Here is a 23,734-nt window from a genome sequence, read left to right on the forward strand (position 1 = left end):
TTTATACGCTAAGCTCACGGAGAACCTTCGCGGGGACTCCGGCGGCGATGGTGCCTGCCGGAACGTCCTTTGTGACCACCGCCCCCGCAGCGATAACCGCGTTATCTCCGATGGTCACGCCGGGCACCACAGTGACACTTGCGCCCAGCCAGACATTTTTGCCGATGACCACAGGCGCCGGGTGCATGGAGGTTCGCCTTTCGGGGGAAAAGTCATGGTTGAGGGTGGCCAGCACTGCGTTATGACCAATGAGCGCGCCGTCACCGATGGTGATACCGCCCTGATCCTGGAAACGGCAGCCGCTGTTGATAAAAACATTTTTTCCCACTGTAATGTTCTTGCCACAGTCTGTATAAAAGGGAGGAAACAGGCCAAAGGAAGCGTCCACAGGCTTGCCGGTCAATTCTGAAAAGAGTTTCCGGATTTCCTCGGGGCTTTGGTAGGTATTGTTGAGCACACTGGTGATCCGAAGCGCCTCCTGACTGACCTTGTGCATAAATTCATGTGCTTCTGATCCGCCGTCAACAGTCAGGCCTTTATTTAAATGATCTAAAAACATGTCGAGGTTCATTGGCAATCGACTTCCTTTCAAAAATTTATTTTTATGGCTTTATTATATAACCTGCCTTGCTGCAATAGCAAATACTTATAGGCTATACAATGCTATGCTTGACAAGCATGGAGCGCGCCGCTATACTGGAGGAAACAGAGAAAGGGAGTACAGCCAATGGAACTGAGGGTTTTACGCTATTTTCTGGCAGTCGCCAGAGAGGAGACTATCTCCGGAGCCGCGGAGTCACTGCATGTAACGCAGCCAACCCTCTCGCGCCAGCTCATGGAGCTGGAGGAGCAGCTGGGGAAAAAGCTTTTTATCCGGGGAAGCAGAAGGGTTACCCTGACCGATGAGGGCGCTTTCCTGCGCAAACGGGCCCAGGAGATCATAGACCTGGCGGACCGCACCGAGGCGGATTTTAAAACGTCCGATGCGATTGTCGGCGGCGATGTCTATATCGGCGGCGGAGAAACCGAGGCCATGCGGCTTATCGCCCGGGTGATCCGGAAAATGCGTGAAAGGTATCCCAATATCCGGGTGCACCTTTTCAGCGGAAACGCCGAGGCAGTCACCGAGCGTCTGGACCGGGGCCTCCTTGATTTTGGCGTTCTGATTGAGCCGGGCGATATTACAAAGTATGACTACATGCGCCTCCCGGCCGCCGACACCTGGGGCGTGCTCATGCGCAGGGACAGCCCTCTGGCGGTTCTTCCTGCCATTGAGGCAGAGGCTTTGAGGGGCCTCCCGCTGCTCTGCTCAAGGCAGGCCCTCGGGCAGAACGAGCTGTCCGGCTGGTTCGGCAGCGCCGCGGATAAAGTGAATGTCGTGATGACCTATAACCTGATTTACAACGCGGCCCTCATGGTGGAGGAGGGCATCGGCTATGCCCTGTGCCTCGACAGGCTGGTGAATACTACCGGTGACAGCGCCCTTTGCTTCCGTCCACTGAAGCCCCGCCTGGAGGCCCACCTGGACATCGTCTGGAAAAAGCATCCGGCTTTCTCAAGGGCCTCAGAAATCTTTTTAAAGCAGCTCCAGGCATTATTGACAGAAGATGATGGCGAATAAAAAAACAACCGTACCCTTTCGCAGGGATGCGGTTGTTTTTTATTTCAGAAAGTTTACAAGGATGATGGAAACCCCAAGAATGGAAAGCACCACACCGGTGGCCCGGTTGAGCACAATGGGGCTGGCCCTGTTGGCGAACTTGGCCGCGATTCTGGCCCAGAGCAGGGTGGATAAAATGCAGAAAACAAGGCTCCAGACATCCGGCGGTCCGCCGATGGCAAAATGGCTGACCGCGCCGGTAAATGCCGTAAAGGCCATGACAAAAACACTGGTACCCACCGCTGTTTTGAGCTCATAGCCCAGCACGCTGGTCAGGATCAACAGCATCATCATGCCGCCGCCCGCGCCCACAAAGCCGCAGATAAAGCCAATGGCCATGCCGCAGACCACCGACTGCACAAAGCGCTTTCTGGGGCTTGTGCCCGTCATGGATTCCTTAGTGGTCATCACGGGTTTCACGATAAACTTAATGCCCAGCAGCAGGGTCATGAAAACCGAAAAGCCGCCCATGGCGGTGCTGGGGATCAGGCTGGAGATCCAGCTGCCCACCAGCGTGAAGCACAGAACCGCCGCCATCATGACCAGCCCGTTTTTAATATCCAGATTTTTATTTTTACCGTAGGTGTACGCGCTGACCGCGCTGGCCAGAACATCGCTGGCCAGGGCAATGCCCACAGCCTCATAGGCCGGTACCCCCAGGAAGGTAATGAGCATTGGGCTGATGACCGCAGCTGCGCTCATGCCCGCGAAGCCTGTCCCCAGCCCCGCGCCGATACCAGCGATAAAGCAGATGATAAATTTAAACAGCATAGACGTTCCCCCTCGTCTGTCCAAAAGATTTTCCTGAAAATTTATGAGTATAACCTATATTCTATGCCTTAATGCGGTGGGTGTCAATGCAAAACTGCCCTCTTAATCCCTTTGCAAAAAGCCTTGACAGGTCTTAAACTAAAATCACAGGCAGCGCGCAGACCTGAAAAACTTTTGGAGGTTCACAATGGCAGTAACAGCAAATGTAAAAAGTGTCGGTTTGAAAATTGTTTCAAACTATGGAGAACAAAATGGAAAAATCGTTAAGAGGTCTAAGACCTACGGCGATGTCAAAAGCGATGCCACCAATGAGAGCATCTACAATACCTACAAGCTGATCAAAAACATGCAGGAGCCCATCGGCGAATCCTGCACCAAAACCATTGCCGAAGAGCTCATGGATGTCGCGTAAGGATAGAGGAGGAAAAGAAAAATGGCAGATGTTTCAAAAGATTTACAGTTGATTTACGAATTGGCCAACGGCAAAAACCATACCCTGACCATTCCGGATTATAAGGATGGCATCACCGATGCCGAGATCGCCACAGGCGCCAACGGTATTTTAACCGAGGGGATTTTCGCCCCCGATGGACAGCCCCTGGCGGCGCTGGTATCCGCAGTGCGCATTGACACCACCAAAACCGAAGTGGCTTTGGTTTAGGCAGCGGAAAATGCGGGAAATCATCCGGGGGGCCGCCGCTGTGGCAGGCGGCACCCTCTCCTTCCTGCTTGGGGGACTCGATGATTTATTGGTGGTACTCACGGTTTTAGTCTGTCTGGACTATGTGTCCGGCGTTATCAAGGGAATTTACAGGCATGAGCTTTCCAGCGCGGTGGGCTTTTACGGAATACTGAAAAAATTGATGCTGTTTCTGGTGGTCAGCGCCGCCTTCATGGTCCAGAGGATCATAACGGCCGAGCTGCCCATCCGGGATATCACTGTGCTTTTCTACATTTCCAATGAAGGCATCTCGCTGGTCGAAAACGCTGCAGAATTTATTCCCATTCCCGATAAGCTTAAGGCCGTGCTCAAGGAATTTACAAAGGATGAAGAGGAAAAGAAATGAGTATTTTAGAGGTACAGAGAATTTTATCCCACCTGGGCTATAACCCGGGTGAGCACGATGGCCTGGACGGCCCCAACACCCAGGCGGCCGTCAAAGCCTTTCAGCGAAAGACCGGCATCGAGGCCGACGGCATTGTGGGCCCGGTAACCCGGGGACTTCTGGCAGAGGCCTATAAAGACAGCCGTGCTAGCGAGCACTTCGCCATGGGCGAGTACCAGTGCGACTGTGGTGGCATGTACTGCGCCGGGTTCCCCGAGCTCATGGAGGAAGCCCTGCTGGCCCAGGTCGAAAACCTGAGAAACCGCCTCGGCCGCCCGGTCATCATCACCTCCGGCGTGCGCTGCACACAGCGCAACCACGAGGTGGGCGGCATCGAGCACTCAAAGCATAAGATCGGCTGCGCCGCTGATCTGTACTGCCCCGGCGTCCACTACTCCGAGGTGGCCGCAGTGGCCAGAGACCTGGGACTGGGTGTGATCGAGTACCCTGAGCAGTTGTTTGTGCATGTGGAGGTATAAATAAGAAATCCGGGCATTGGAAGACGTTCCAATGCCCGGATTAAAATGAATGTGAGATACTAATTGACGGTGCTGGTGATTACTGGAATGAACTTTTCAGGCTGTGTCTCGGTGTAGTACGCTTCAAAAGCAGTGGTGTCACTTGCCTTGCTGGCGCCCACATAGTGGAAGGCGACGTCGAAGCCGTAGGATTTGCCGTATGCCTGAAATGTCGATACGATCTGGTCCTGATAAGGGCTGCCGGTCATTTCAATGGCTTCTAAACCAGGGTATTGCTGGGTAATCGACCAGGTTTGAGAGGTAGTGTTTGTATAGCGAAGGGCCCAATTTTTATAAAGCCCATTGCCTCGCGCTGTTGCGAGGGACTGTTCAATGTTGTCAAAAGGAATGGCTGTGCCTAAAAAAGGTAAGGATATTCCGATGAATTTTTTGTCAAACCAGATGGCCCCGAGATTGATCTTTTTGTCGGTGCCGTGGCGGAAATTGTCCGACAGTTTAAAAGGATTTCCGCCGTCGCCCCGTATCATGGCCTGCAGCTGCGGGGTACCCATTCCAGAGTTTTCATTAACGCCTTCAAGAGCGGTGATTTCCTTGCTGCCGGCAGCCGCTCTCAAGCTGGTGACCACCTCGTCCTCACTGGCCCAGGAATAAGACCTGTAATTATTGAGGGTCATTTTTACATTTTTAACATAGTCCTGGTATTCTCTGCGCTGTGTGTACTTATAGGTTTGACTTTTCCAAGTTATGCTTTTAGAGCTATACTCGGTTTTCGGCTCGATATAGATGCCAACGCCATACTTGTAGTCCACATTATCCGCGCTGGTTTCTGTTTTTACATGAACGTTGGTTAAGATTGGAGTGATGGAGGGGGCATCTCCAGTCAGCGGTGTGTCGGCGTATACATAAAAGGCAGCCTGTCCAGCCTGCTGTACCCATACATTTGAGACTTGGGCATTTCCGGATAAGCGCACGCCATACTTGCCGTATTTAACGCTTGACTGTTCAAGTGTGCCGCCAGCTTTAACATGAACCGCCGCGATATGGTCGTAGCGGTAATTATCCGGTCTCACGTCGCTTTGGGGTTCATAATAGGGTGTGCCCATTCCGGCAGAGCGGGGCGCGACGATTTCTGTGTTTTTCAGGGTGCCCTCCACAGCGATCATTTCGCAGAGGCCGTGGTCTGCGGGCATTGCGAAGTTTTCCGCGGTTTCACCGGTGTCTGTAAAAACGCTGATCGTTTTGCCGTTGCCGTCGAGAACATGTCCTGCGGGAATGGTGATGGTATTGGTGACGCCGTAGATGTTGTCCGTCAGTTTTACATCGCCGTTTGCGATACCAGCGATCAGGGCATCAAGTGTGCTGACTTCGGTGACACCATTGGCCGCCGGGGATGCCTCAGACACCGTGGTATTTTCGGCTGGGGCTTCTTCCGCCGGCAGGGGTTCCTCAGCAGGCAGAAGGGTTTCCGCCGCTTTTGGCACTTCCTCCACCGCCTCCGGGACCGCTGCGTCGTTGGCGGAGTCTGTTTCCAGGTTTTCTTGTTCCGGAGCGTCCACAGCGGTGGTCTCCTCCGCGGCCGGCACATTGTCCGGAGCGTCCTCAGCCTTTACGGGATGGCCGCAAAGAACTGAGAACAGCATCAGACAAATCAACAGGACAGCTTCTGTTCGGATAAAATGCTTTTTCGAAATCATTTGTTTTCCTCCTTATTTTATATAATTTTCAAGCATTTCTTTGATATATGGGGTGTGGTCGGATGGACAAGGACTGGTTGGGTCATAGATGCATGTTTTCTCTTCATTTTGATAGGCTGGTAAGTACAGAGCGTGACCACAGTAGTTTAAGTAAATGATGTTTTTGTCAATGAGATAACATTCTGGTACGCGTCTGAGACTGTTGTAGAAATCTTCTGATTCAGGGTTTTTCTGTATAAAAGAATCAATTTGTTCATTCATTCTTTGAAAAATTCCGTCTTTTAAAGCTTTCATTTTGTCTGGATCGCTTGTATCGAACTGAATAGCAATAACCTGATTGCTGATTTGATTTTCGGGATCCTTGGGCATTATACAATTATTTACATGACAGCCTAATGTATCATAGATATTTTCATTTTCTAAAAGTATGAAAGACCTAATGTCGCCCTCATCGTTTGATATAGCCATCGTTTCGCTGTCTTTAAAAACAGAGGCCAAATCATATCCATCAATCCAATTTGCCGCCGGGCCGCCGACGAGATCGCCCTTGCATCCATCCTTGTAAGACGTAACCGTATTGCCGGAAGCTGTGCAGTTGGTCAGTGTTACCGTCGGAGCTGTAGCTTTACCGACAATGCCGCCCGCATAGGGATCGCCCTGAGACGCAACCGCTGAGACGGTACTGTTGGTTACATTACAGGTTACAAAGACCGTGCCCGCGCCGGTGCGGCCAGCCAGACCGCCGACATCAAGGTTTCCCTGGATTTTGCCGTCTGCCGCGTCGCATTTTTTGATCGTCGTATTGCCAGCAACCGATCCAACCAGGGCGCCCGCTCCTTCGCTGACGGTAATGTCCGCATTTTGAATGCTGAGATTTTGGATTGCACTGTCACTGACTGCGCCAAAGAGCCCTGCGTCCTTTAAGGACGCTGAGGCTATCTTCAAATTTGAAACCTTGTGGGTCTGCCCGTCAAAGGTTCCCTTGAAAGGCTTGTCCGATTTTCCGATGGGGGACCACTCCCGATTGTCCAGATCAATGTCCTGACTCAGCTGAATGGTTTTTTCGGAAAAATCATTTCCGTCATTTACCAGGGCTGCCAGTCCTGCCAGCTGCTCGCCGGAGGAAAGCGTAAAACTTGTGTCGTTGTCATTGTACCAGCTGGTATCCGCTGTCTTAGCCCAATTTAATTTCTGCAAAATATTGTTGATGTATAATTCGGTTTTTCCTGTGATCGGGGCCTGTCCGCTTGCGTTGACATAGCCTGTCATTTTGACATGGTCGATGATCTCGCCTTCTGTGGCTGGATTTTGGGCATCACCGACGTAGAGGTTTCCATTAATGTGAACGGTAGCGTCGCCAACCTCCGCGACAGCTGTGCCGTCATAGCTGCAGCCGCCCGCATAAAATCGTCCAATTTTATCGCTTTTGTTGTTATCTTGCAAACGAATGTTTTGAGCTTTTATAACAATATTTGTAACATTTGCGGTCTTACTGCTGAGAGCAAACCCGCCACCGAATATTTCCGGGATGGTGCTATCCTTAATATCTATTGTCGCAGTACCGGTTACATTGACATTAGTTCCGGAATTAAAAACCATCCCACCACCAATGACAGAGCCTGTTGTTGTGAGCTTATCAATTATAATATTTGTATTTTCAATTGATGCGTCGCTATCGGTGCTGTCCGAATGGCCGCCGCCTAAAACAGACGCATTAAAGTTCACAAGATTTTTAAGTGTAAGGTTTGTCGTTTTTGCTGTTGCTCTTGCATTTTTGCTTAAAGCCCATCCGCCTGCGTAAATATTTCCTTCGTCTATGCTGTTATCGCTGTTAAAATAGCCCATATTGAAGGTGCTGCTGTCGATCGAGATATGGGTGTCATTCACATCGGCTTTGGAATTTTCGCCATCTGCATATCCGCCGCCCACAAAGCAATCATCCACATATCCACCTGTGATGGTGATGTGCGTGTCGCCAGTGACGCTGGCATCTGCGTTGGCTTCGGTGGTTTTGCCGCCGCCAAAGAGATAGCTGATGCGCCCGCTCTTCATGGTAAAGTTGGTTGAGGCAACGGTTTTGTTAAGGCCGCCGGCAACAAAGTATAAGGATAAATTGTTGTTATACTTTTCATCCATGGGAATGATTTCCATGCCCTCTCCAAACTCAAAATTATGGCCGTTGGCGTAAATATACCGGATACCGTTGGGATTTAGTTTGATATTGTCAAAAACGGTGTCGGCGTCAAAGATCAAATCAGACTGCATGACCAATCTTCCATTTCCAGTATCTTTACCGGTAAAATGCACGGGCTTTGTGACCGTGTATAAGTTTTCGCTGCCAATATTCACGTCGCCGGTTACATAGATGGTGGTTTGTTCTGTACCCGAAGCCTTTTCCAGAGCCGCTTCTATTGTTTTCAGCGGATTGGCTTCATCATACCCGGTATGGTTGTCATCGCCCTGACTGGCGTCGACGTAGAGCTTATTGCTGGCGCTAATCTCAAAGGTCAGCGACAGGTGGGCTTTTGTCGTGTTTCTCCCGGTAATCTCGATGACCGAGGTGGTGTTTCCTGCTGCCCTCGGGGTGCCAGTGACTTTACCGTTTTCCAGCTTCAGTCCGTCCGGTAAGGACGAACCCTCTTTCACCGCATAAGTGACATCGCCAACGGCGGCGTCATTTTCAACGGTGATTTTTTGTGTCAAATCATACTCGGCAATGGCTGTGCCGGCGGTTCCGGTAATCGTGGCACTTGTCGGATTCAAGGTAATCTGCGAGATCTCAGGCTGATTGCCCTCGATGCTTCCGGTTCCGGAGATAACGCCCTTGCAGATAATCTTTCCGTGATTGATGATGGTCCCGTCGTTGGTGAGTTTTTTGTCCGCTGGAATGGTGAGTGTCTGCCTTTCAGGGATGGTGAGTGTAACGCCTTGTGGTATTGTCGAGCTACCGTCAAGTTCTATATTTTCAATGAGTTCGATTTTTGGCGATTGTACATAGGTACCTTTTTTACTGAGGGATAGCGCCTCTTTTAAACCGCCGGCAGTATAAATTGTCCCTTCATTTGTGCAATTATTGACAGCGGAAATGTTATTATAGGAGATAATCCCCCCTGCTGCTCCGACATTGCCAACCGGTGCGGTTAACGGCTGTGTCAGTTTGCCGGTGTTTGTGCAGTTTTCAATGCTTGAGCCCGAACCGCTGTAGAAGAAAGAGCCGATTCCACCAAGCTGTGTACCTGTAATATCCCCGGTATTTGTGCAGCCTGTAATGACTGTGTTCAAGGTGTTTGCAGGGGTTGTGGTCGTGGAGACGGAACCGAAAATTCCTCCAAAGTGCCAGCCACGGTGCTTTGTAAAGAAAGGCTCTGTGTCTGTGATTGCTTTATAATCCGAATATTCCATGGAGACGGGCGCTGCGTTTGTACAATCTTTGATGGTGATAGCGCCACTGGAATGCTCATCCATGTTACTGATCTGTCCGGCAATCCCGCCGACGGCACAGTCGGCGCCTTTAATAGTGCCGCTGGTTACATGGCAGTTCTCGATGGTGGACCCGTCATAGACATAGCCCGCTATGGCGGCAACACCGTAATGGCCTAGTATATTGACATTTTCTAAGGTCAAATTTTGAATGGTAGCATTTAGTGTATTGCCAAAGAGACCGACGGAGACCGTGTTTTCAATGGTATGCGTCAGATTTTTGATGGTATTTTTATTTCCGTTAAAGGTTCCTTTAAAATAAAAGTTTGTTGCTTTTTCATTGTAATTTTCTGGTGTTGCGTCTTCTGGTGCAAGGGTTTTTCCGATGGGTGTCCATTCTTTTCCAGAAAAATCCAGATCATTTATCAAAATAAATGTTTTGCCTGCCATATCATTGGCGGCCAGAGCGGTGTTGTTCTGGTCTTTTGCGTCGCCGTTAACCAAGGCTGCCAGGCCTGCCAGCTGGGCAGGTGTCTTGATTTCAAAGCTTGTTTTTGTATTGTCAAACCAGGTGGTGTCCACTCGGCTGCCATCCCAGGCGCCCACAGCTACGGCGGCCGTGGTGACGGCCTTTGAAGTCCCGACAATGCCGGGGTCGCTGCTTTTTACCTCTGCCTGAATGAACTTGCCGATATCATTGGCGGTTACCTCATAGCTCGCATTGACTGCGCCCTCAATGTTGGTAAAGTTTCCGTCCTTTGTATCGCTCACAGACCACTGGTACTGGTATGCTCTGTTGTCAAGCCCCTGAATGGTGATGGTGTCATAAACATTTGGTGCCGCATGATCGAATTTAATCTGCGGGATATCTTCACTGACAGTGACAGCACAGGCAGCGGTTTTTCCGCCGTCTGTTGTGGTCACTGTGACAGTGGCCTGGCCCGCTGCCACAGCGGTGACTTTGCCGTCTGCGTCAACGGCTGCCACGGCTGCGTCACTGCTGCTCCAGGTAACGGTTTTATCCGCCGCGTACTCCGGTGTGACCGTTGCGGTCAGCACTTTGGAATCGCCGGCTTTCATGTCCAGCGTCGCTTGATCCAGGGTGACGCCCGTGACCTTGTTATCCAGAATATTGCTGATGCTCGCGCTTGAGCTGCCCTGATAATCGCCGGTTCCGGTGACGGTCAGCTGAAGCGTTTTACCGATATCTTCCTTGCTTAAGGTATAAACTGCGCTGGTTTCACCGGGGATGGGTTCAAAGGCGGTGCCGTTGCCTCTCTGCCACAGGTAGGTGACTGTGGCGTCTTCGGGGTCAGTGGTGGCTGTGACCTGATGCCCGACAACGGCCTGATTCTTTTCAATACTCAGGCGAACAGCGGTGACAGGTGTCTTTAAGACCAGCTCGTCCATGGCCTTGCTGATGGTTTCTGTTTTTGCCACAATTTCTGCCTGTGTGGTTTCGGGCAGTGCTTTTGCTGCTCCATAGGCGCTCTGGAATGCCTGCCAGCTGGCAGCGGTGTAGGCACTTTCCTGCTTGGCGTCGGCTGTCTTTTTCAGTTCTTCCAGCTTGTCGATACCGGCAAAAATCAACTGGGCTTTTGCGGTACCAATGTTGTTGATGGCAGCGCTCACCTGCCCGGTGGTGGCCAGTGGATCGGCTTCCACACCAATGGCGGCATTGACGGCATCGGTGTAGGTGTTCCAGGTGACTGCTTTATAGTCGTCTTTTTTCAGCTTATAGGTGGGGTTCTGGTGATCCTCCCCGATCTCTGCGTTGAGGGCAGCGGTTAAAGCGGTCTTGTTGGCTGTGACGGCTTTGGTGGCCTCGCTTGTCACACTGCCGGTGTAATGGCTGTTTTCTTTGCCGGTGACGGTCAGGGTCAGGGCTTTGCCGATATCCCCTTCGCTCACCGTATAGGCGCTGCCGTTGCCAACCTCCTGCCCGTCTGCTTTCCAGGAGAACAGGGCATCGGATAACCCGTTTTCCGGGTCGACTGAGGTGAAGGTAAGGACATCCCCGACCATAACCGCTTTTCCGCTGCCGCTCATGACAACCGCCTTAAACGGCGCGGTTACCCGGAGGGTGATGGCGGTAGTGACGGAAGGCGAGGCCGGATTTTCAGGAGTCGCTGTGATAACCGCGTCACCGGGCGCCTTGGCGGTGACGACGCCGGCTTCATCGACGGAGGCAACGCTCTCTGCGGCGCTGTGCCACTTAACGTTTTTGTTCGTGGCATTATCGGGTTTAACAGAAGCGGTCAGGCGCAGGGTATTCCCCACCTCAATGCTGTCCGCTGTTTTCTGAATGGCAATGCTCTCAACGGGGATATCCGTTGGCGCTTTTTTGTGGATGGTAATATCGCAGAGGGCTTTGTGGTCCCCGTCCCTTGTGACAACGGTGATCCTGGTCTGGCCTTCTGCAAGGGCGGTTATTTTGCCGTTTCCATCGACGGCTGCGATTTTGCTGTCCTCGGCATACCATGCGATGGTCTTGTCTGTGGCGTTGTCCGGAGCGACCCTGGCGGTCAATACAGTGCTGTCACCCACGGTCATGATCAGCTGGCTTTGATCCAGGGTTACGCCGGTCACGTGTACCACAGATGGTGTTGGTGTTGGCGTCGGCGGTGGAGTTGGCGTTGGTGTCGGATCAGGTGCCGGCTGTGGCGCTGGGCCGGGAGCTGGCTGCGGTGCCGGTGGATTGTCCTGTCCGCTGCCGGTATTGCCAGTATTACTGCTGGTATTGTTATTTTCAGGACTGGTGCTGCCAGTGGAGCTGTTGTTGGCCGTCGTGCTGGTGTTTGTATCGGTATTTTTGGCCGCGTCTGTTTTGCTGTTTACATCGTTTCCGTTGGGGCTTTTCGCGATTGGATTGGCGGAAACCCGGATGCCGGCGGGCTTGATGCTGCCCTGAATGTTTTCTTCTTTGTTGGTAATGACATTTTCGACGCTGCCCTCGCCGTTAAGGCTCAGTGAGGTTTCTGTGGCCAGTGTGCTCACCTTGGCGTCCTTTGCGATGTTTACAGTGCTGTCCTTGGCTTTGTCTGTCACGATGAGCTTTCCGACCTCGGCGCCGGCATTGAGGTTGATCTCTGCCCTGGCGTTCACGTCAAGCTTGTCAATCCTGCCATTGATGACGAGTCTGGATTCCTGGGCGTTTTCCCCGACGATCAGTGTTTTAATCGGGCTGTCGACTGTCATTTCAGCCTTGCCGTCCAGCTTGACGGTCTCGACCTTTGCGTCTTTGGCGATGGCAATCGTACTGCCCCCGCCGTTTTTGGCGATTGACAGGGTGGTGACCTTTCCGCTGAGCTCCAGCTTTGCGGGCTGGGCAACATTCAGCTCGGCCGTCTCGGATTCTTTGTCCAGAATAAGACGGACGTCTTTTTTATTGACATTGATTTTATTCAATACGGTTTTTTCAAAATGGACGGAGTTTGCGCCGCCGCCGTTAATGTCCGTATCCTTTGATATACGGCTGTTCCGGATGATGACGGTTCCTTCTCCGACGGCCTTGTCTACGGTCAGGGTGCCGGTGATAGTGGCGTTCTCTAAAGTGACGCCGTCCGATTTAATCTGCACGTCACCATAGGTGGCCTGATCGCTGTAGGTTCCGGCTGTGTCAAAGACCTTTGCCTCTGCCTGAGGGCTGCTCTTTTTACCGCAGCCAAAAACCAGTAAAAGTATGGTGATCACTGCCAAAAGGACGATCGCGATGTTTTTCTTTTTCATCTTTTTACCTCTCATGTATGATTGTTTTATCTATATTTAAGGGACGCTGCCCTTGGTGGGAAAATAGGGATTTCAGGTTTACCTGAAAAGCGCTGTGTCTCGCGGGTAAACTAAAATGATAAAAGCGCTGGAGCATGCTTAAATCAAAGTATAGCCAGATAAACTCTTTTTGATCGCGGGCGGCATTGCCGGCCAGCTGTCTGTACAGGGCTTCTGGCAGCAGCTCATATATGTTTGAATAATGCTTGTATTTTTGAATTTTTTCGCCAGGAGATGGAAAGGAAGCTTCATCAGCGTATTTTTTTACAGTGAGGGTGGTTTGGCCAAACCGGCAGCAGCCAAAATCCGTGCTCTCCGCTGCCACGGGCGAACCGCCCAAATCCCGCAGAATACAGCGGGCACAGGGAATGGCTTCAGCGGGCATAAAAACCTCGACTTCCTGGCGGAAGCGCAGGTCTGGATAGGGGTACAGGCGCTTTAAGGGCAGGTCGCTGCACAAAAGGCATTTTAGATTTTGCGCGTCAAAACCGCAGAATACATTTGTCAGCAGCCGCTGCTGTTCGGCTTCTTTTAATATACCCTTAATTTTCCATTTTTTTAATTCTGACATGACAGAATTACTGGGTTGATCGTTTTCACCCAGGCCTTCCAAACCATAACAGATAAATGAAAGCATGGATAAACGCTCTGCCTCCCGGCAGACAAGCTCCCAATTTAATTTTGAGGGAGGACGGGCCGGTGGGCGCACTTCAAGCACTGAAGCTGCCAGTTCATACAGATATTGCATTTCAACCGTATTTTCTTTCATACTGTCTCCTTAAGCCCAAAAGCGATTAAATATTTCTTTAACCTTATTTGTTTATAATATTAGCTACCTGTTTAGAGGATACAGGCACAGCTCGTTTTTCATTCGTGGAATAATGTCATTCCACGAACTTATCTGCATTCATTCCATAAGTACGGGGATTTTTCGATTCTGTGACCAGATTTTGACCAGATTTTAAATGCTTTCGATTTTAGCCATCTCGATACGGTCCTGTTCATCAACGGCGTGTACGTAAATCTGTAAGGTTATGGTGGGAGTTGAGTGTCCAAGAATTCTGCTCAGCGTTGAAATCTGCATATTTTTGCTGGCCGCGATGGTGGCAAAGGTATGCCGCAAAGCATGAAAATTCACACAGCGGATGCCTGCTTTCTTCAAAAGCTCTGAAAAATAATTTTGATAAGCCCGCGGGTCAAGATAGGAGCCCTGTCGGTTACTGAACACAAAGCTTTCTTCAGTGAAAATGCCGCTTTTTTTCAAGACCTTCTGGTATGAGTATAAAAGTGTGTAGATACCGTCGTTCATAGGGATGTCTCTTTGGGAACAGACGGACTTTGTTTGGCCAAATACAATTTCGGTTTTATTTTTTCCAGGCGATTTGGCCTTGACCCGCTGGATTGAATGGCGGACATGAATTGTTTTTGACTGAAGATCAATGTCTGTCCAGCGCAAGGCTGCCAGCTCACCCAGGCGGATACCTGTTTTTAAGGCGAGCAGGATGGCGCGGGCTCTTTTGTCGCAGATTTTATCCTCGAGTACCTTTTCTAATTTTTGATACTCATTCTGCTTTAGATAATTGGGTTTTTTCTTCTGACTGGGTGGAATCCGGACCGCTTCACAGGGATTGTTCTGAACCATTTCTAATTCGATCATTTTTTCAAAAAAAGATGACAGCAGAACAAGGTGAATTTTTATCGTCGATGGCGCCAGTCCCTTATGCTTATTCGCGTCTGTACGAAGATAATGAATATAGTCCTGGACTACCGCCGCTGTGACATCAGCGACCGGAAAATCACCAAGCTGCGGCACAATATGTTTATAAACGATGCTGCAATAGCGCGTGTATGAGGAGGCTTTTACTGAGAACTTTTTATGTTCTTCCAGCCATTGGACAAGGCATTGTCTCAGCGTTGTGCCTCCCTGGACAGAGTTTCTCAAAGAATAATTTTCGGCCATGTGCTCTAAACTTGTCACGGGCAGATTGTTTCTTTTCTGTTTGCGAATCAGACGTTCAAACGCTACTTTTTCAGAGACACTTTTTTCAGCTTCTTCCAAGAGCGCTACAATTTCCCGATAAGTGTCGGCATAGATTGACCGATAAATTGCTTTACCATGAATTTCCTTATAGCCAGTAATATAACGCCCTTCGTAGCGGTTATCAGAGCGTTGATATATATTTTTGCGATGCTTCTTCATTGCCTTACCTCCTTATACCATTTTTTTGACCAGATATATAATAATTATAAAACTTCAATAGCTCTAAAAGTGCTACTTAGGCAATCAAATTTTTGCAAAAAAAGATTTTAATTGTAATTTTTTTAAAAATTAATATACATATTTAATGAAGAAAGTGATATAATAAAAACAATATTTAATATTTTCTCTAAAGAGCACGTTATTTTTGCTCGTGGAATGACATTATTCCACGAGCTTTTTATATTTTTGAGCTTTATTTTGATAAAGAGAAGATTTCTGCAAATTTTGGAAGTAAAAAAGCACAGCTGTTTCCATGCAGCTGTGCTTTTTCTAAAAGAAAAGTTTATTTCAAAAAAGATTTCCCATACAAATCAATGTTCTCCCCCGCTGCGTAGAGCACGCTTTTTCCAACGGGTTCGTCCTTCATGGTGTAATAATAGGTGGTAAAGCAGAACACGGGGTCGTCCCTGTCCACCAGCAGCTTGTTCTGGATAAACCGGTTTGGGGTATCCATGGTGATCTCGAGGACTTTTTTGATCTCAAAGCCATCGAGGATTTTATTGATGGTCTGGAGGTTCCTTTCGGTCATGTCCGCCATGCTTTCCGGATTATAGCGGCCGTTTAAGAGGAGCGCGGTAATGATGTAGCAGATGGGAAGTGTGTCGGAGTACAGGATCTGGCGCATTTCCACGGCTTTCATTTCCTGCCGGATCTCCCGCATTTTAATGAGGGACAGGCTGATGTCCTCCACGCTGATCTCGGTGATTTCTTCGTTAATATTGGCCTGGGGCGCAAAGCTGATGAGGTACTGCTCCTTTTCGCATTCCCGCACAAAGGTCCCGACCCGCTCCACTGCGCTCAGATACCCCTTGTTAATTAAGGAGGAGATGCTCTTGCGGACTGTGACGATGCTGGTATTATACTTTTTCGCCAGCTCAGCATAGGTGGGGAGTTTTTCTCCGGGCTTCAGGTTGCCGTAGTGGATGTCATCCATAATATCATTGATGATTTGATCGTATATTTTTACTTTCATTGATGTCACCTGCTTTGGCCTTTACGGCAGATAGGTAATGCCGGTCAGCTTGCAGCATTCCTTCCTTATATAAAGCTTGCGCATGCCCAGCGGGTCGTCGTTATCCATGAGGTTCTGGGTAATCTGCATGACAGGGGTGTCTTCTGGGATGTTCAGCTTTTCCGCGGCCTGGGCGTCACAGCCCACTGCCTCGATATGGATGCGCTCCTGGGTAATATAAAGGTGGTTCCGCTGGTTGACGATTTCGCTGAAGCTGTTGTACTCAAAATCGTCGTTCCAGAGAGAAATGCCGGGGAAATAAGGAATAAACTGATTGTCGTAAATGACAGGCAGGTCGTCCCTGAACAAGAGCCAGTTGATGAGCACAATACGGGAGTCCGGCGCGACCCGCAGATGGTAGACCAGCTCGATGGTGGGCTTGATGATCTCTGAGCCCAGCAGTTCTACGCGGTTGTAGGGCTCCTTTAAAATATTTTCAGGCTTCAGGGAGAGGACAAACTTGTCATTGGTTTTAGCCAGCACATAGTTGCCCTTTCCGGGAATGGTATAGACATAGCCCTCCTCGATCAGGTTGCGCAGGGCGTTGCGGATGGTGATCCGGCTGACCTTAAATTCCTCGGCAAGGGTGTTCTCCGGGGGCAGCGGCGTATCCGGCAGATAAATGCGCTGCTTGATTTTATTTTTTATTTTATCGCAGATTTCGTCGTATTTATAGCTTATGGGAAACGCCCCCCTCCATCCATTCCTTACAGAGGTTTACACCCTCGTAAACATCCTTGGTAAAAGCGTCGGCGCCCACGTACTCCACAGCGTCCTTATGCGTTGACAGGCCGCCGAGGATGATCTTCACCTCGTCTCTCAGGTTTTCCTTTACCAGAAGCTCGTTGGTTTCCTTCATATATTTTACGCCGTTTGCCATAATTGAGCTGATGGCAATCACATCGGGATGGGATTTTTTTGTTTCCGCCACAATTTTTTCCGGCGAAATGTCAATGCCCAGGTCGATGACCTTAAAGCCGGACATAAGGGCCGCGCTTTTAAAAATCGATTTTCCAATGTCGTGGAGATCACATTCGATGGTGCATAAAAGAATGGTGCCGATGGCCTCCTCTGGGTTTTCTTTTTCGAGCTTCAGACAGTCGAGCTTCAAAATTTCCTCAAAAATGATGCCGGCCATCATGAGATCTGTGACGCCATAGCGGCCGGTCTCAAAATATTTGCCCACCTCGTCCAGTCCGGCCTGAACGGATTCGATGATCTGCATCTGGGAGGCGCCTTCCTTAACGGCGTAGCGTACCAGCTTGATGACCTTTTTTTCTTCCAGTTTCTTAACAGCGGTTACGATGGATTCTAGCAATGGGAATGCCTCCTTTTTAATCGATGAATGCTTTGGGCAGATAGCCTTCAATGCGTTTTTGCTGCGCGTGGGTCAGTGACGGCGCTACATAATTTTCAAGCCGCTCGTCGATGATGGCGCTTGTTTCTTCCAGGATGTCCTGTTCCCCGTTGGTGTTTTTAAAGGGATAGGGCGCGTAATGCTTTCGGATGAGCCGGAGATTACTCATGTTGATATAGTTATCAGTACAGCCATTTTTTTTGATGGCGTCGAGCATCAGCGTAACTGCGTTCACCTCAAAGCCGTTCAGGTAATGCTTGATGGTGCTGTAGAGGGCTTCGTCCAGGATGTATTTATTGTAATTGACAGTGTTCAGGGAATCCTCCATGCCAAAGGCGTGCATCATGCAGTCGACACCAGAAAACAGGCAGGAAAAAAGATTCATGAAACTCTCAGCACCGTTTTGGTAATCCAGGTATGTGGAGTCTGTAAAAACGCCGCCGGACCGGACGGGAATCTTATAAAACCGCCCCATTTCCGCCGCGGCCATGGTAAAGAGCGCGGTGGTCGGCTCGCCGGGGGAGGCGTCTGCGCTTAAAGGGTTCACGCCAAAAAGCGGGAAGCCATAAACAATGGGAAGGCCTGGCCGTACCATCTGGGCCAGAATAATGCCGGCCAGCACCGCAGCGTTGCTGATGAGGAAGTTGGCTGCTGGCAAAGGCGGTGCGGTCAGCCCGCTCAGTCCGCTGCCGCAGGCTACCATCAGAGGCTGGCTTTCCTCGCCGTGTACCAGAATAACGTCGGCAGTACCCTCTCCCATGATCAGCGGCGCGGAGATATTGATATTTCCGATGAGTATATTGCTGTCCTGGGAGTCCCAGTATTCTCTTGCAAAACGAATGCTCTCCCGTGCCGACGGGCCGTCCTGGGTCATGGAAAATGTGGGCTTGTCGGAGTATTTCAGGCACATGGCCATTTTATACTTTTCTCTGAAATCAATGGGAACATCCATGGGCTCAAGGACATAGGGGCAGGCCATGCTCATTTGGCTGCTCACCTGGTTGAGCTTTGTAAAATTGATAAAGTCTTCACGCCCTGCCAGATGGCTGACATTGTTTTTCTTTGCGTAGGTGGCGCCGTAGGGCGGCATGGTACAGGTGGTGCCGTCACCCACGGTTACTCGGTGTCCGGGAGTGTTAAAGGTAAAGGAGGGGGGCACATGGACAAGATGGTCTTCTACGATTTTGGGCGGGAGAAAGACCTTTTTGCCTTCCACCTTTGCGCCGTTTTTTTTAAAGGTGTTTCTTGCTTTTTCAGAATGAACAACAATACCTGTGTTTTCCAAAATATCCAGAGAATATTCATGAATTTGCTGGCACTCTTCTTTTTCAGAAAATGAATAGCGTAGTTTCATGGGTGACCTTCCTTTTAAGTATAACCGGGTAACAAAAATAAAATCTGATACCACTAATGATACCAGATTTTATCCGAAAAATGAATACTATATATAGAGGGTTAATTAAAACTTTTCGTCTTCAGGCAGATAACGGTTTAAAATATCCTTCTGAGTCTTGGTTAAGTCAGGTAATGTATAGCCTGCGACACGTTCTTCAACTTCTTTGCTGGCACGTTCGCGGAGATCGCCGATTTCATCGAAGATTGGCTGCGGGTTGCCGGCCTGGCGGTTAAAGAGTTTGGTCAGCCAATGTTCCTGACGGTATTCCTTTGGTGTTCTTCCGGACAGGTAATTGCCCAGAGGACCGGCTTTCTTGATGGCGTCAAATACTTTTTCAGCCTTGACATCGGAGATGTCGATGCCTCTGTTGAGACGCAGTAAAATACGGTTGACTTCTTCGTCAAGAACAAATTTTTCATAGCTGCCCAGTGCGTAGGCCTGGAGAATACCAGCGTGGTTCAGGACAAAGTCAGATTTTCCAAGATAGGTAGTCATTAAGATCATGAAGCTTTCAACACCGGCCTGATAGTCTGGTTTTAAAGAGTCTGTGCCGGCGATACCGGTTCTTACTGGCAGCTGGTAGTAACGGCCAAGGGCCAGAGAAGCCATCTGGATCAGCTGGGCTTCCGGTGCGCCGATGGAGCAAGCCACGTTGCGCATATCGGTAGCGGTAGAAACGGTTCCGTAGATCACAGGGTTGCCAGGGTTGATGAGCTGAGTTAAAACGATACCGGCAAGGATGGTGGCGTTATTCTGGATGACAGAACCAAGCAGAGCCGCAGGAGCGGTCAGGTTGGTCATGGAGCAGGTAATGATGGTAACCGGCTGTCCTTCTTCAACAAGACCCATGATATTGTCAAGAACTTCATAGGAGTAGCCGAGTGGTGACAGTGCGCAGGTATTGGTTAAGAGCACCGGGCGGTCCCAGATGTCATAGAATTCTTTATAAAGCTTTGCGATGTCCTTCGCTTCCTGTTTTAAGCTTTTGCCCCGGACGTTCATGCTGTTGGCAACATTGCCGTAGGTCGGTTTCTGCGAATACTTCAGGCACATGGCGACCTGAGGCAGATAGAAATCTTCTTTGGTCTTATCCAGATCCGGTGTATCGTAAGCGGAGTTGTTGACAAAGTCAGTGACATCGCTGGTATCCATTAATTTCAGGAATTTAACCATGTCGTCTTTTTTTGCAACGCGGTATTCGTCATCTTCAAATAAGAATTTCGGTGGTCCGTAGCAGCCAACTGTTTTTGGCTTATAGCGTTCGCCGATTTTTGTTTCACCGGCAGATGTGGTTATGGTGAATGTCTTGGGTGCAGTTTCCAGCGCCTGATTTAACAGGTCTTCATCAATTTTTACAATACTGCCTTCAACGGTAGCGCCGTGCTTTTTAAATATTTCCAGCGCTTCTTCACAATCGAAGGAAACCCCTACTTCCTTCAAAACTCTTAATGAGTATTCGTGTAATAATTCAACATCTCTGGTAGAAACATATTTGTCATAAAATCTTCTGTTAACGTACATGGTACACCTCCAAATTTAATAAATACATGTATTTCACAAGCACAATATATCACGATATGGAAAGGTTGTCAATACTAAAAAATGGAAAAATCAAAAAAATAACGATGAATTTCAAGGATAAAAACCCGCTATTTAGTAAAAAATCTGGGTTTTCTTCTATAGAAGCCTTGGATAAATGTCGTAAAAAAAGAAAAATATTTATTTTTTAGGTTGACGGTTCCAATAAAATCGTGTTATACTGCGTTTATAAAAGACATGTATTTCACAAATTGGCATGCTTTTTATTAAAGTATTCTGATCGTTGTCATTGTTTATCTCAGAATGGAGGCAATTATGAAAAAGATATTTGAGTCTGTAGATAAAACAATTTTTTTGGTAGCCGGAAGTATCACTTTGTTACTGGCCATTGTCAGCATTGTTTTTACAGAACAGGTCGCAAGCGTATTTTCTGGTATTTTTAATTTCTTTACGAACACATTGGGATTTGCCTATATTGGCTTTGCGCTCTTTGTAATTGTCGCCTGCTTGTTTGTCTCGTTCAGCAAATATGGAAAAATACGGCTGGGCGGAGATGATGAAAAGCCTGAGTACAGCAACATCAGCTGGTTTTCAATGATTTTTGCGGCAGGTATGGGCATTGGCCTGGTATTCTGGAGCGTGGCAGAGCCCATGAACCATTTTATGGTGCCGCCCTTCGCGGACCCGCAGACACCGGAGGCGGCTGTGGAGTCCCTCCAGTATACTTTTCTGCACTGGGGAGTGCATCCCTGGGCATTGTACGCGGCGGTCGCGCTGCCCATGGCCTACTTCCATTTCAGGAAAGGTTTGCCGCTTCTGGTAAGCTCTTCCTTCTACCCTTTTCTTGGCGATAAGGCGCTTAAGGGCGGGTTTTCAAAAGGAATTGACACCTTTACGGTGATATTGATTCTGATCGGCGTAGCCACATCCTTTGGGCTGGGCGCGCTGCAGATTCAGAGTGGTCTGGAATTTGTTTTTCATATCTCGGGCGGAACGCTGCTGGCAGTGGTGATTGTCATTATCTGCACGATTCTGTTTGTGATTTCCTCGACAGCGGGCATTGACCGGGGCATGAAGCTTCTCAGCAATACCAACACGGTCATCGTATTCGCTGTTATGCTGTTTGTCCTTTTGGCAGGACCAACACTGTATATTTTTAATATTACGTTGGAAAGTATCGGCGATTATATTTTTAAATTTATTCCCATGAGTTTTTTCACCGATGCCAACGGCACCGTGGCGGCTCATACGGGTGAAAACTGGATCGGTAACTGGACAGTCTTTTACTGGGCCTGGTGGATTACCTGGACACCCTTTGTGGGCAGTTTTATTGCCAAGATTTCTAAAGGGCGCACGATCCGGGAGTTTGTCCTTGCCATTCTGGGCGTTCCGACCATCATGAGCTGTATCTGGTTTGGGATTATGGGCGGAACCGGCCTTAATATGGAGCTTGCCAATCCTGGCAGCGTGATTCAGAACGGCGCTGTGGATACCAACAGCTCAGTATTCCAGATGCTCAGTAACCTGCCGCTGTCCGGTGTTATATCTGTCCTTGTCATGCTGTCGCTGCTGGTCTTTTTCCTGACCTCAGCCGACGCGGGTGTGCAGGTGGTGAGCACCATGAGCTCCAGGGGCAGAGAAAATTCCCAGAAGCTTATCAAGGTCATCTGGGGTGTGATCTTAGGCTTGCTGGCCATTATGTTTATTGTGACTGGAGGGCTTTCTGCAGTGCAGTCATTGTCCTTTGCTTTCAGTTTCCCATTCCTGATTATTATCTGCCTGATGCTGGCAGGATTTTTCAAGTATCTTAAGAAAGAGGAATTCGATAAGTAGTGCTGCCATCAGCAAAGAGTGGGAAAGATGATTGTTTGTTAAATTTGGAGGGGTAATTATGGAATTAGATAAAAAGAAAAGAAATATTGTTCTCGTCATTCTGAGTATGATCGCTGGGATCGCTTACCTGACGCCGCTGATCCGGTTTTCCTTTTATGACCAGATGATCGTGGCATTGAATATCAACGATGTTCAGCTGGGGACCATCGCAGGCGTTTACGGGCTCTTTAATGTTATCGGCTATGTGCCGAGCGGTATTCTGGCTGAAAAGTTTAATACAAAAAAATTGTTAATTCTGTCCTGTGGGGCCATGTGCCTGGTAACACTGTGGTATTCGAGTTTCCCGGGCTACACAGCGCTCATTATCATTCACGCGCTTTACGGCATCTTCAGTGTGGGCACCTTCTGGTCGCCTTACCTTAAGGCCATCCGCAACCTGGGCAGCGAAAATGAACAGGGACGTTTGTTTGGTATCAGTGAAGGGCTGCGCGGTATCGGACAGACAGCAGTCGCCTTCCTCTGCCTGTGGGCCATGGGCCTTTTTGCCACTCAGGCGGCTGGCTTCAGAGCAGTGCTTTTAATCAACGCTGCGGCCTTTGCCCTGCTGACGGTTTTGGTAATTGTTCTGGTACCGGATTTTGATAAGGGCAAAAAAGAACAGAACGCCAAGGCAGAAAAAAAGGAAAGCATGTGGAAAGCTTTTGGCATGTCCTCCACCTGGCTGTGTATTTTTGTGATCATGTGCGGCTATACGCTCTGGAATACCGCCAATGGCTACATGGGCACCTACTGTACCCGTGTGCTGAACATTTCACCAGAGCTCTCAAGCACTCTGTCCATTATCCGGAGCTACATCATTGTCTTTGTGGCCGGCATTTCCGGCGGGATTATCATGGACAAGTTCAGTTATAAAGGCAAGGGCATGTTCTGGACCTTCCTGGCCACGGGCGTCTGTGTGCTGGCGATATTGTTTACCTCCAAGATTGTGGCGGTCTGCGTGGTCATCACCGTTATTCTGGCTTATCTGGTCAATGTGCTTAAATCCACCTACTGGTCGATTCTGGGTGAAGCGGGCGTGCCGTTAGCCATGACCGGCATCGCCACTGGAATTATCTCCTTTATCGCGCTGACGCCAGACATCTTTGTCGCGCCCATCATCAGCCGTTTTCTGGCCTATGGTGAAGCAGGCGGCAATGTAGAGCTGGGCTTTAATATGATGCTGGTCTGGATGGTGGTCTGGGCTGTTCTCGGTGTTTTCTCCGCTATTTTACTGAAACGGCGCGGTGTTAAGACCAAACAGCTGGAACAGGCAGCGCAGGCAGAAAACGTGTAAGCTGAAAAGTTGATGGTTATATGAGTCGGATGATAAAAAATATTGAACCTGCTCCTTAATTTAAAGGAGCAGGTTTTTTGATTCAGTGTTTCAGCATAAGAGCTGT

Annotated in this window: 18 protein-coding genes and 1 pseudogene; 7 read left to right on the forward strand and 12 right to left on the reverse strand. The window is 49.2% G+C overall.

From position 1 onward, the window contains the following. Position 1 precedes the first annotated feature (1 nt). The gene (locus FYJ53_RS12055; RefSeq protein WP_148428518.1) at positions 2-571 is read right to left on the reverse strand and encodes a sugar O-acetyltransferase; all 570 of its coding nucleotides are present in this window, start codon (positions 569-571) and stop codon (positions 2-4) included. A 156-nt stretch (positions 572-727) separates the two neighbouring features. Between FYJ53_RS12055 and FYJ53_RS12060 the strand changes: the two genes are divergently transcribed. Next, complete coding sequence (locus FYJ53_RS12060) at positions 728-1,621, forward strand: LysR family transcriptional regulator (protein ID WP_090412091.1); 894 nt, start codon at positions 728-730, stop codon at positions 1,619-1,621. A gap of 39 nt (positions 1,622-1,660) precedes the next feature. Here FYJ53_RS12060 and FYJ53_RS12065 read toward each other — a convergent pair whose 3' ends face one another. After that, complete coding sequence (locus FYJ53_RS12065) at positions 1,661-2,431, reverse strand: sulfite exporter TauE/SafE family protein (protein ID WP_148428520.1); 771 nt, start codon at positions 2,429-2,431, stop codon at positions 1,661-1,663. A 187-nt stretch (positions 2,432-2,618) separates the two neighbouring features. Between FYJ53_RS12065 and FYJ53_RS12070 the strand changes: the two genes are divergently transcribed. Genes FYJ53_RS12070 through FYJ53_RS21505 form a run of 4 tightly spaced genes read left to right on the forward strand, consistent with a single transcriptional unit; the run spans position 2,619 to position 4,016 of the window. After that, entirely contained in the window at positions 2,619-2,843 is a 225-nt protein-coding gene (locus FYJ53_RS12070) for a DUF1659 domain-containing protein (RefSeq protein ID WP_148428522.1), read from the forward strand. Between the two features lie 21 nt (positions 2,844-2,864). Next, positions 2,865-3,092 (forward strand): DUF2922 domain-containing protein, encoded by a 228-nt coding sequence (locus FYJ53_RS12075; protein WP_090412096.1) that lies wholly within the window; start codon positions 2,865-2,867, stop codon positions 3,090-3,092. A gap of 10 nt (positions 3,093-3,102) precedes the next feature. Further along, positions 3,103-3,498: a holin family protein gene (locus tag FYJ53_RS12080; RefSeq protein WP_090412098.1), complete on the forward strand. Its 396-nt coding sequence runs from the start codon at positions 3,103-3,105 to the stop codon at positions 3,496-3,498. Then, positions 3,495-4,016 carry a peptidoglycan-binding protein gene (locus tag FYJ53_RS21505; RefSeq protein ID WP_148428524.1) on the forward strand — a complete coding sequence of 174 codons (522 nt, stop codon included), beginning with the start codon at positions 3,495-3,497 and terminating at the stop codon, positions 4,014-4,016. The genes FYJ53_RS12080 and FYJ53_RS21505 overlap by 4 nt, the downstream gene beginning before the upstream one ends. Before the next feature lie 59 nt (positions 4,017-4,075). Here FYJ53_RS21505 and FYJ53_RS12090 read toward each other — a convergent pair whose 3' ends face one another. From FYJ53_RS12090 to FYJ53_RS12130, 10 genes and pseudogenes are all read right to left on the reverse strand, one after another. Next, positions 4,076-5,710: a hypothetical protein gene (locus FYJ53_RS12090; protein WP_148428526.1), complete on the reverse strand. Its 1,635-nt coding sequence runs from the start codon at positions 5,708-5,710 to the stop codon at positions 4,076-4,078. A 12-nt stretch (positions 5,711-5,722) separates the two neighbouring features. Next, positions 5,723-12,859 (reverse strand): Ig-like domain-containing protein, encoded by a 7,137-nt coding sequence (locus tag FYJ53_RS12095; protein ID WP_154557355.1) that lies wholly within the window; start codon positions 12,857-12,859, stop codon positions 5,723-5,725. Between the two features lie 4 nt (positions 12,860-12,863). After that, positions 12,864-13,667 carry a nucleotidyltransferase family protein gene (locus FYJ53_RS12100; RefSeq protein WP_148428529.1) on the reverse strand — a complete coding sequence of 268 codons (804 nt, stop codon included), beginning with the start codon at positions 13,665-13,667 and terminating at the stop codon, positions 12,864-12,866. Positions 13,668-13,859: 192 nt separating this feature from the next. After that, complete coding sequence (locus tag FYJ53_RS12105) at positions 13,860-15,098, reverse strand: tyrosine-type recombinase/integrase (RefSeq protein WP_148428531.1); 1,239 nt, start codon at positions 15,096-15,098, stop codon at positions 13,860-13,862. Positions 15,099-15,441: 343 nt separating this feature from the next. Next, positions 15,442-16,131, reverse strand: a complete 690-nt coding sequence (locus FYJ53_RS12110) for a GntR family transcriptional regulator (RefSeq protein WP_013378455.1) — start codon at positions 16,129-16,131, stop codon at positions 15,442-15,444. A 21-nt stretch (positions 16,132-16,152) separates the two neighbouring features. Continuing rightward, positions 16,153-16,653, reverse strand: coding sequence for a UTRA domain-containing protein (locus FYJ53_RS12115; protein ID WP_195840254.1), 501 nt, complete (start codon positions 16,651-16,653; stop codon positions 16,153-16,155). Positions 16,654-16,662: 9 nt separating this feature from the next. After that, positions 16,663-16,851 (reverse strand): annotated as a pseudogene (locus FYJ53_RS21875) (winged helix-turn-helix domain-containing protein); the annotation flags it as partial. Then, entirely contained in the window at positions 16,841-17,488 is a 648-nt protein-coding gene (locus tag FYJ53_RS12120; RefSeq protein WP_013378457.1) for a B12-binding domain-containing protein, read from the reverse strand. The gene FYJ53_RS12120 and the pseudogene FYJ53_RS21875, both read right to left, overlap by 11 nt. A gap of 16 nt (positions 17,489-17,504) precedes the next feature. Further along, positions 17,505-18,881, reverse strand: coding sequence for a trimethylamine methyltransferase family protein (locus FYJ53_RS12125; protein ID WP_148428535.1), 1,377 nt, complete (start codon positions 18,879-18,881; stop codon positions 17,505-17,507). 105 nt (positions 18,882-18,986) lie between these two features. After that, the gene (locus FYJ53_RS12130) at positions 18,987-20,444 is read right to left on the reverse strand and encodes a trimethylamine methyltransferase family protein (protein WP_038353400.1); all 1,458 of its coding nucleotides are present in this window, start codon (positions 20,442-20,444) and stop codon (positions 18,987-18,989) included. A 333-nt stretch (positions 20,445-20,777) separates the two neighbouring features. Between FYJ53_RS12130 and FYJ53_RS12135 the strand changes: the two genes are divergently transcribed. After that, positions 20,778-22,295 (forward strand): BCCT family transporter, encoded by a 1,518-nt coding sequence (locus FYJ53_RS12135; RefSeq protein ID WP_148428537.1) that lies wholly within the window; start codon positions 20,778-20,780, stop codon positions 22,293-22,295. A 58-nt stretch (positions 22,296-22,353) separates the two neighbouring features. Beyond that, positions 22,354-23,628, forward strand: coding sequence for an MFS transporter (locus FYJ53_RS12140; protein WP_013378462.1), 1,275 nt, complete (start codon positions 22,354-22,356; stop codon positions 23,626-23,628). Positions 23,629-23,734: the final 106 nt, after the last annotated feature.

The sequence above is a fragment of the Eubacterium sp. BL-380-WT-2B genome, from assembly GCF_009696115.1.
GTDB lineage: Bacteria > Bacillota > Clostridia > Eubacteriales > Eubacteriaceae > Eubacterium > Eubacterium callanderi.

Bases quoted from the DNA above. Each gene is read 5' to 3' on its own strand.
- FYJ53_RS12100 (WP_148428529.1), bottom strand. From the start codon at position 13,667: ATGAAAGAAAATACGGTTGAAATGCAATATCTGTATGAACTGGCAGCT.
- FYJ53_RS12070 (WP_148428522.1), top strand. From the start codon at position 2,619: ATGGCAGTAACAGCAAATGTAAAAAGTGTCGGTTTGAAAATTGTTTCA.
- FYJ53_RS12095 (WP_154557355.1), bottom strand. From the start codon at position 12,859: ATGAAAAAGAAAAACATCGCGATCGTCCTTTTGGCAGTGATCACCATA.
- FYJ53_RS12130 (WP_038353400.1), bottom strand. From the start codon at position 20,444: ATGTACGTTAACAGAAGATTTTATGACAAATATGTTTCTACCAGAGAT.
- FYJ53_RS21505 (WP_148428524.1), top strand. From the start codon at position 3,495: ATGAGTATTTTAGAGGTACAGAGAATTTTATCCCACCTGGGCTATAAC.
- FYJ53_RS12060 (WP_090412091.1), top strand. From the start codon at position 728: ATGGAACTGAGGGTTTTACGCTATTTTCTGGCAGTCGCCAGAGAGGAG.
- FYJ53_RS12080 (WP_090412098.1), top strand. From the start codon at position 3,103: ATGCGGGAAATCATCCGGGGGGCCGCCGCTGTGGCAGGCGGCACCCTC.
- FYJ53_RS12140 (WP_013378462.1), top strand. From the start codon at position 22,354: ATGGAATTAGATAAAAAGAAAAGAAATATTGTTCTCGTCATTCTGAGT.
- FYJ53_RS12055 (WP_148428518.1), bottom strand. From the start codon at position 571: ATGAACCTCGACATGTTTTTAGATCATTTAAATAAAGGCCTGACTGTT.
- FYJ53_RS12075 (WP_090412096.1), top strand. From the start codon at position 2,865: ATGGCAGATGTTTCAAAAGATTTACAGTTGATTTACGAATTGGCCAAC.
- FYJ53_RS12090 (WP_148428526.1), bottom strand. From the start codon at position 5,710: ATGATTTCGAAAAAGCATTTTATCCGAACAGAAGCTGTCCTGTTGATT.
- FYJ53_RS12125 (WP_148428535.1), bottom strand. From the start codon at position 18,881: ATGAAACTACGCTATTCATTTTCTGAAAAAGAAGAGTGCCAGCAAATT.
- FYJ53_RS12105 (WP_148428531.1), bottom strand. From the start codon at position 15,098: ATGAAGAAGCATCGCAAAAATATATATCAACGCTCTGATAACCGCTAC.
- FYJ53_RS12135 (WP_148428537.1), top strand. From the start codon at position 20,778: ATGAAAAAGATATTTGAGTCTGTAGATAAAACAATTTTTTTGGTAGCC.
- FYJ53_RS12065 (WP_148428520.1), bottom strand. From the start codon at position 2,431: ATGCTGTTTAAATTTATCATCTGCTTTATCGCTGGTATCGGCGCGGGG.
- FYJ53_RS12110 (WP_013378455.1), bottom strand. From the start codon at position 16,131: ATGAAAGTAAAAATATACGATCAAATCATCAATGATATTATGGATGAC.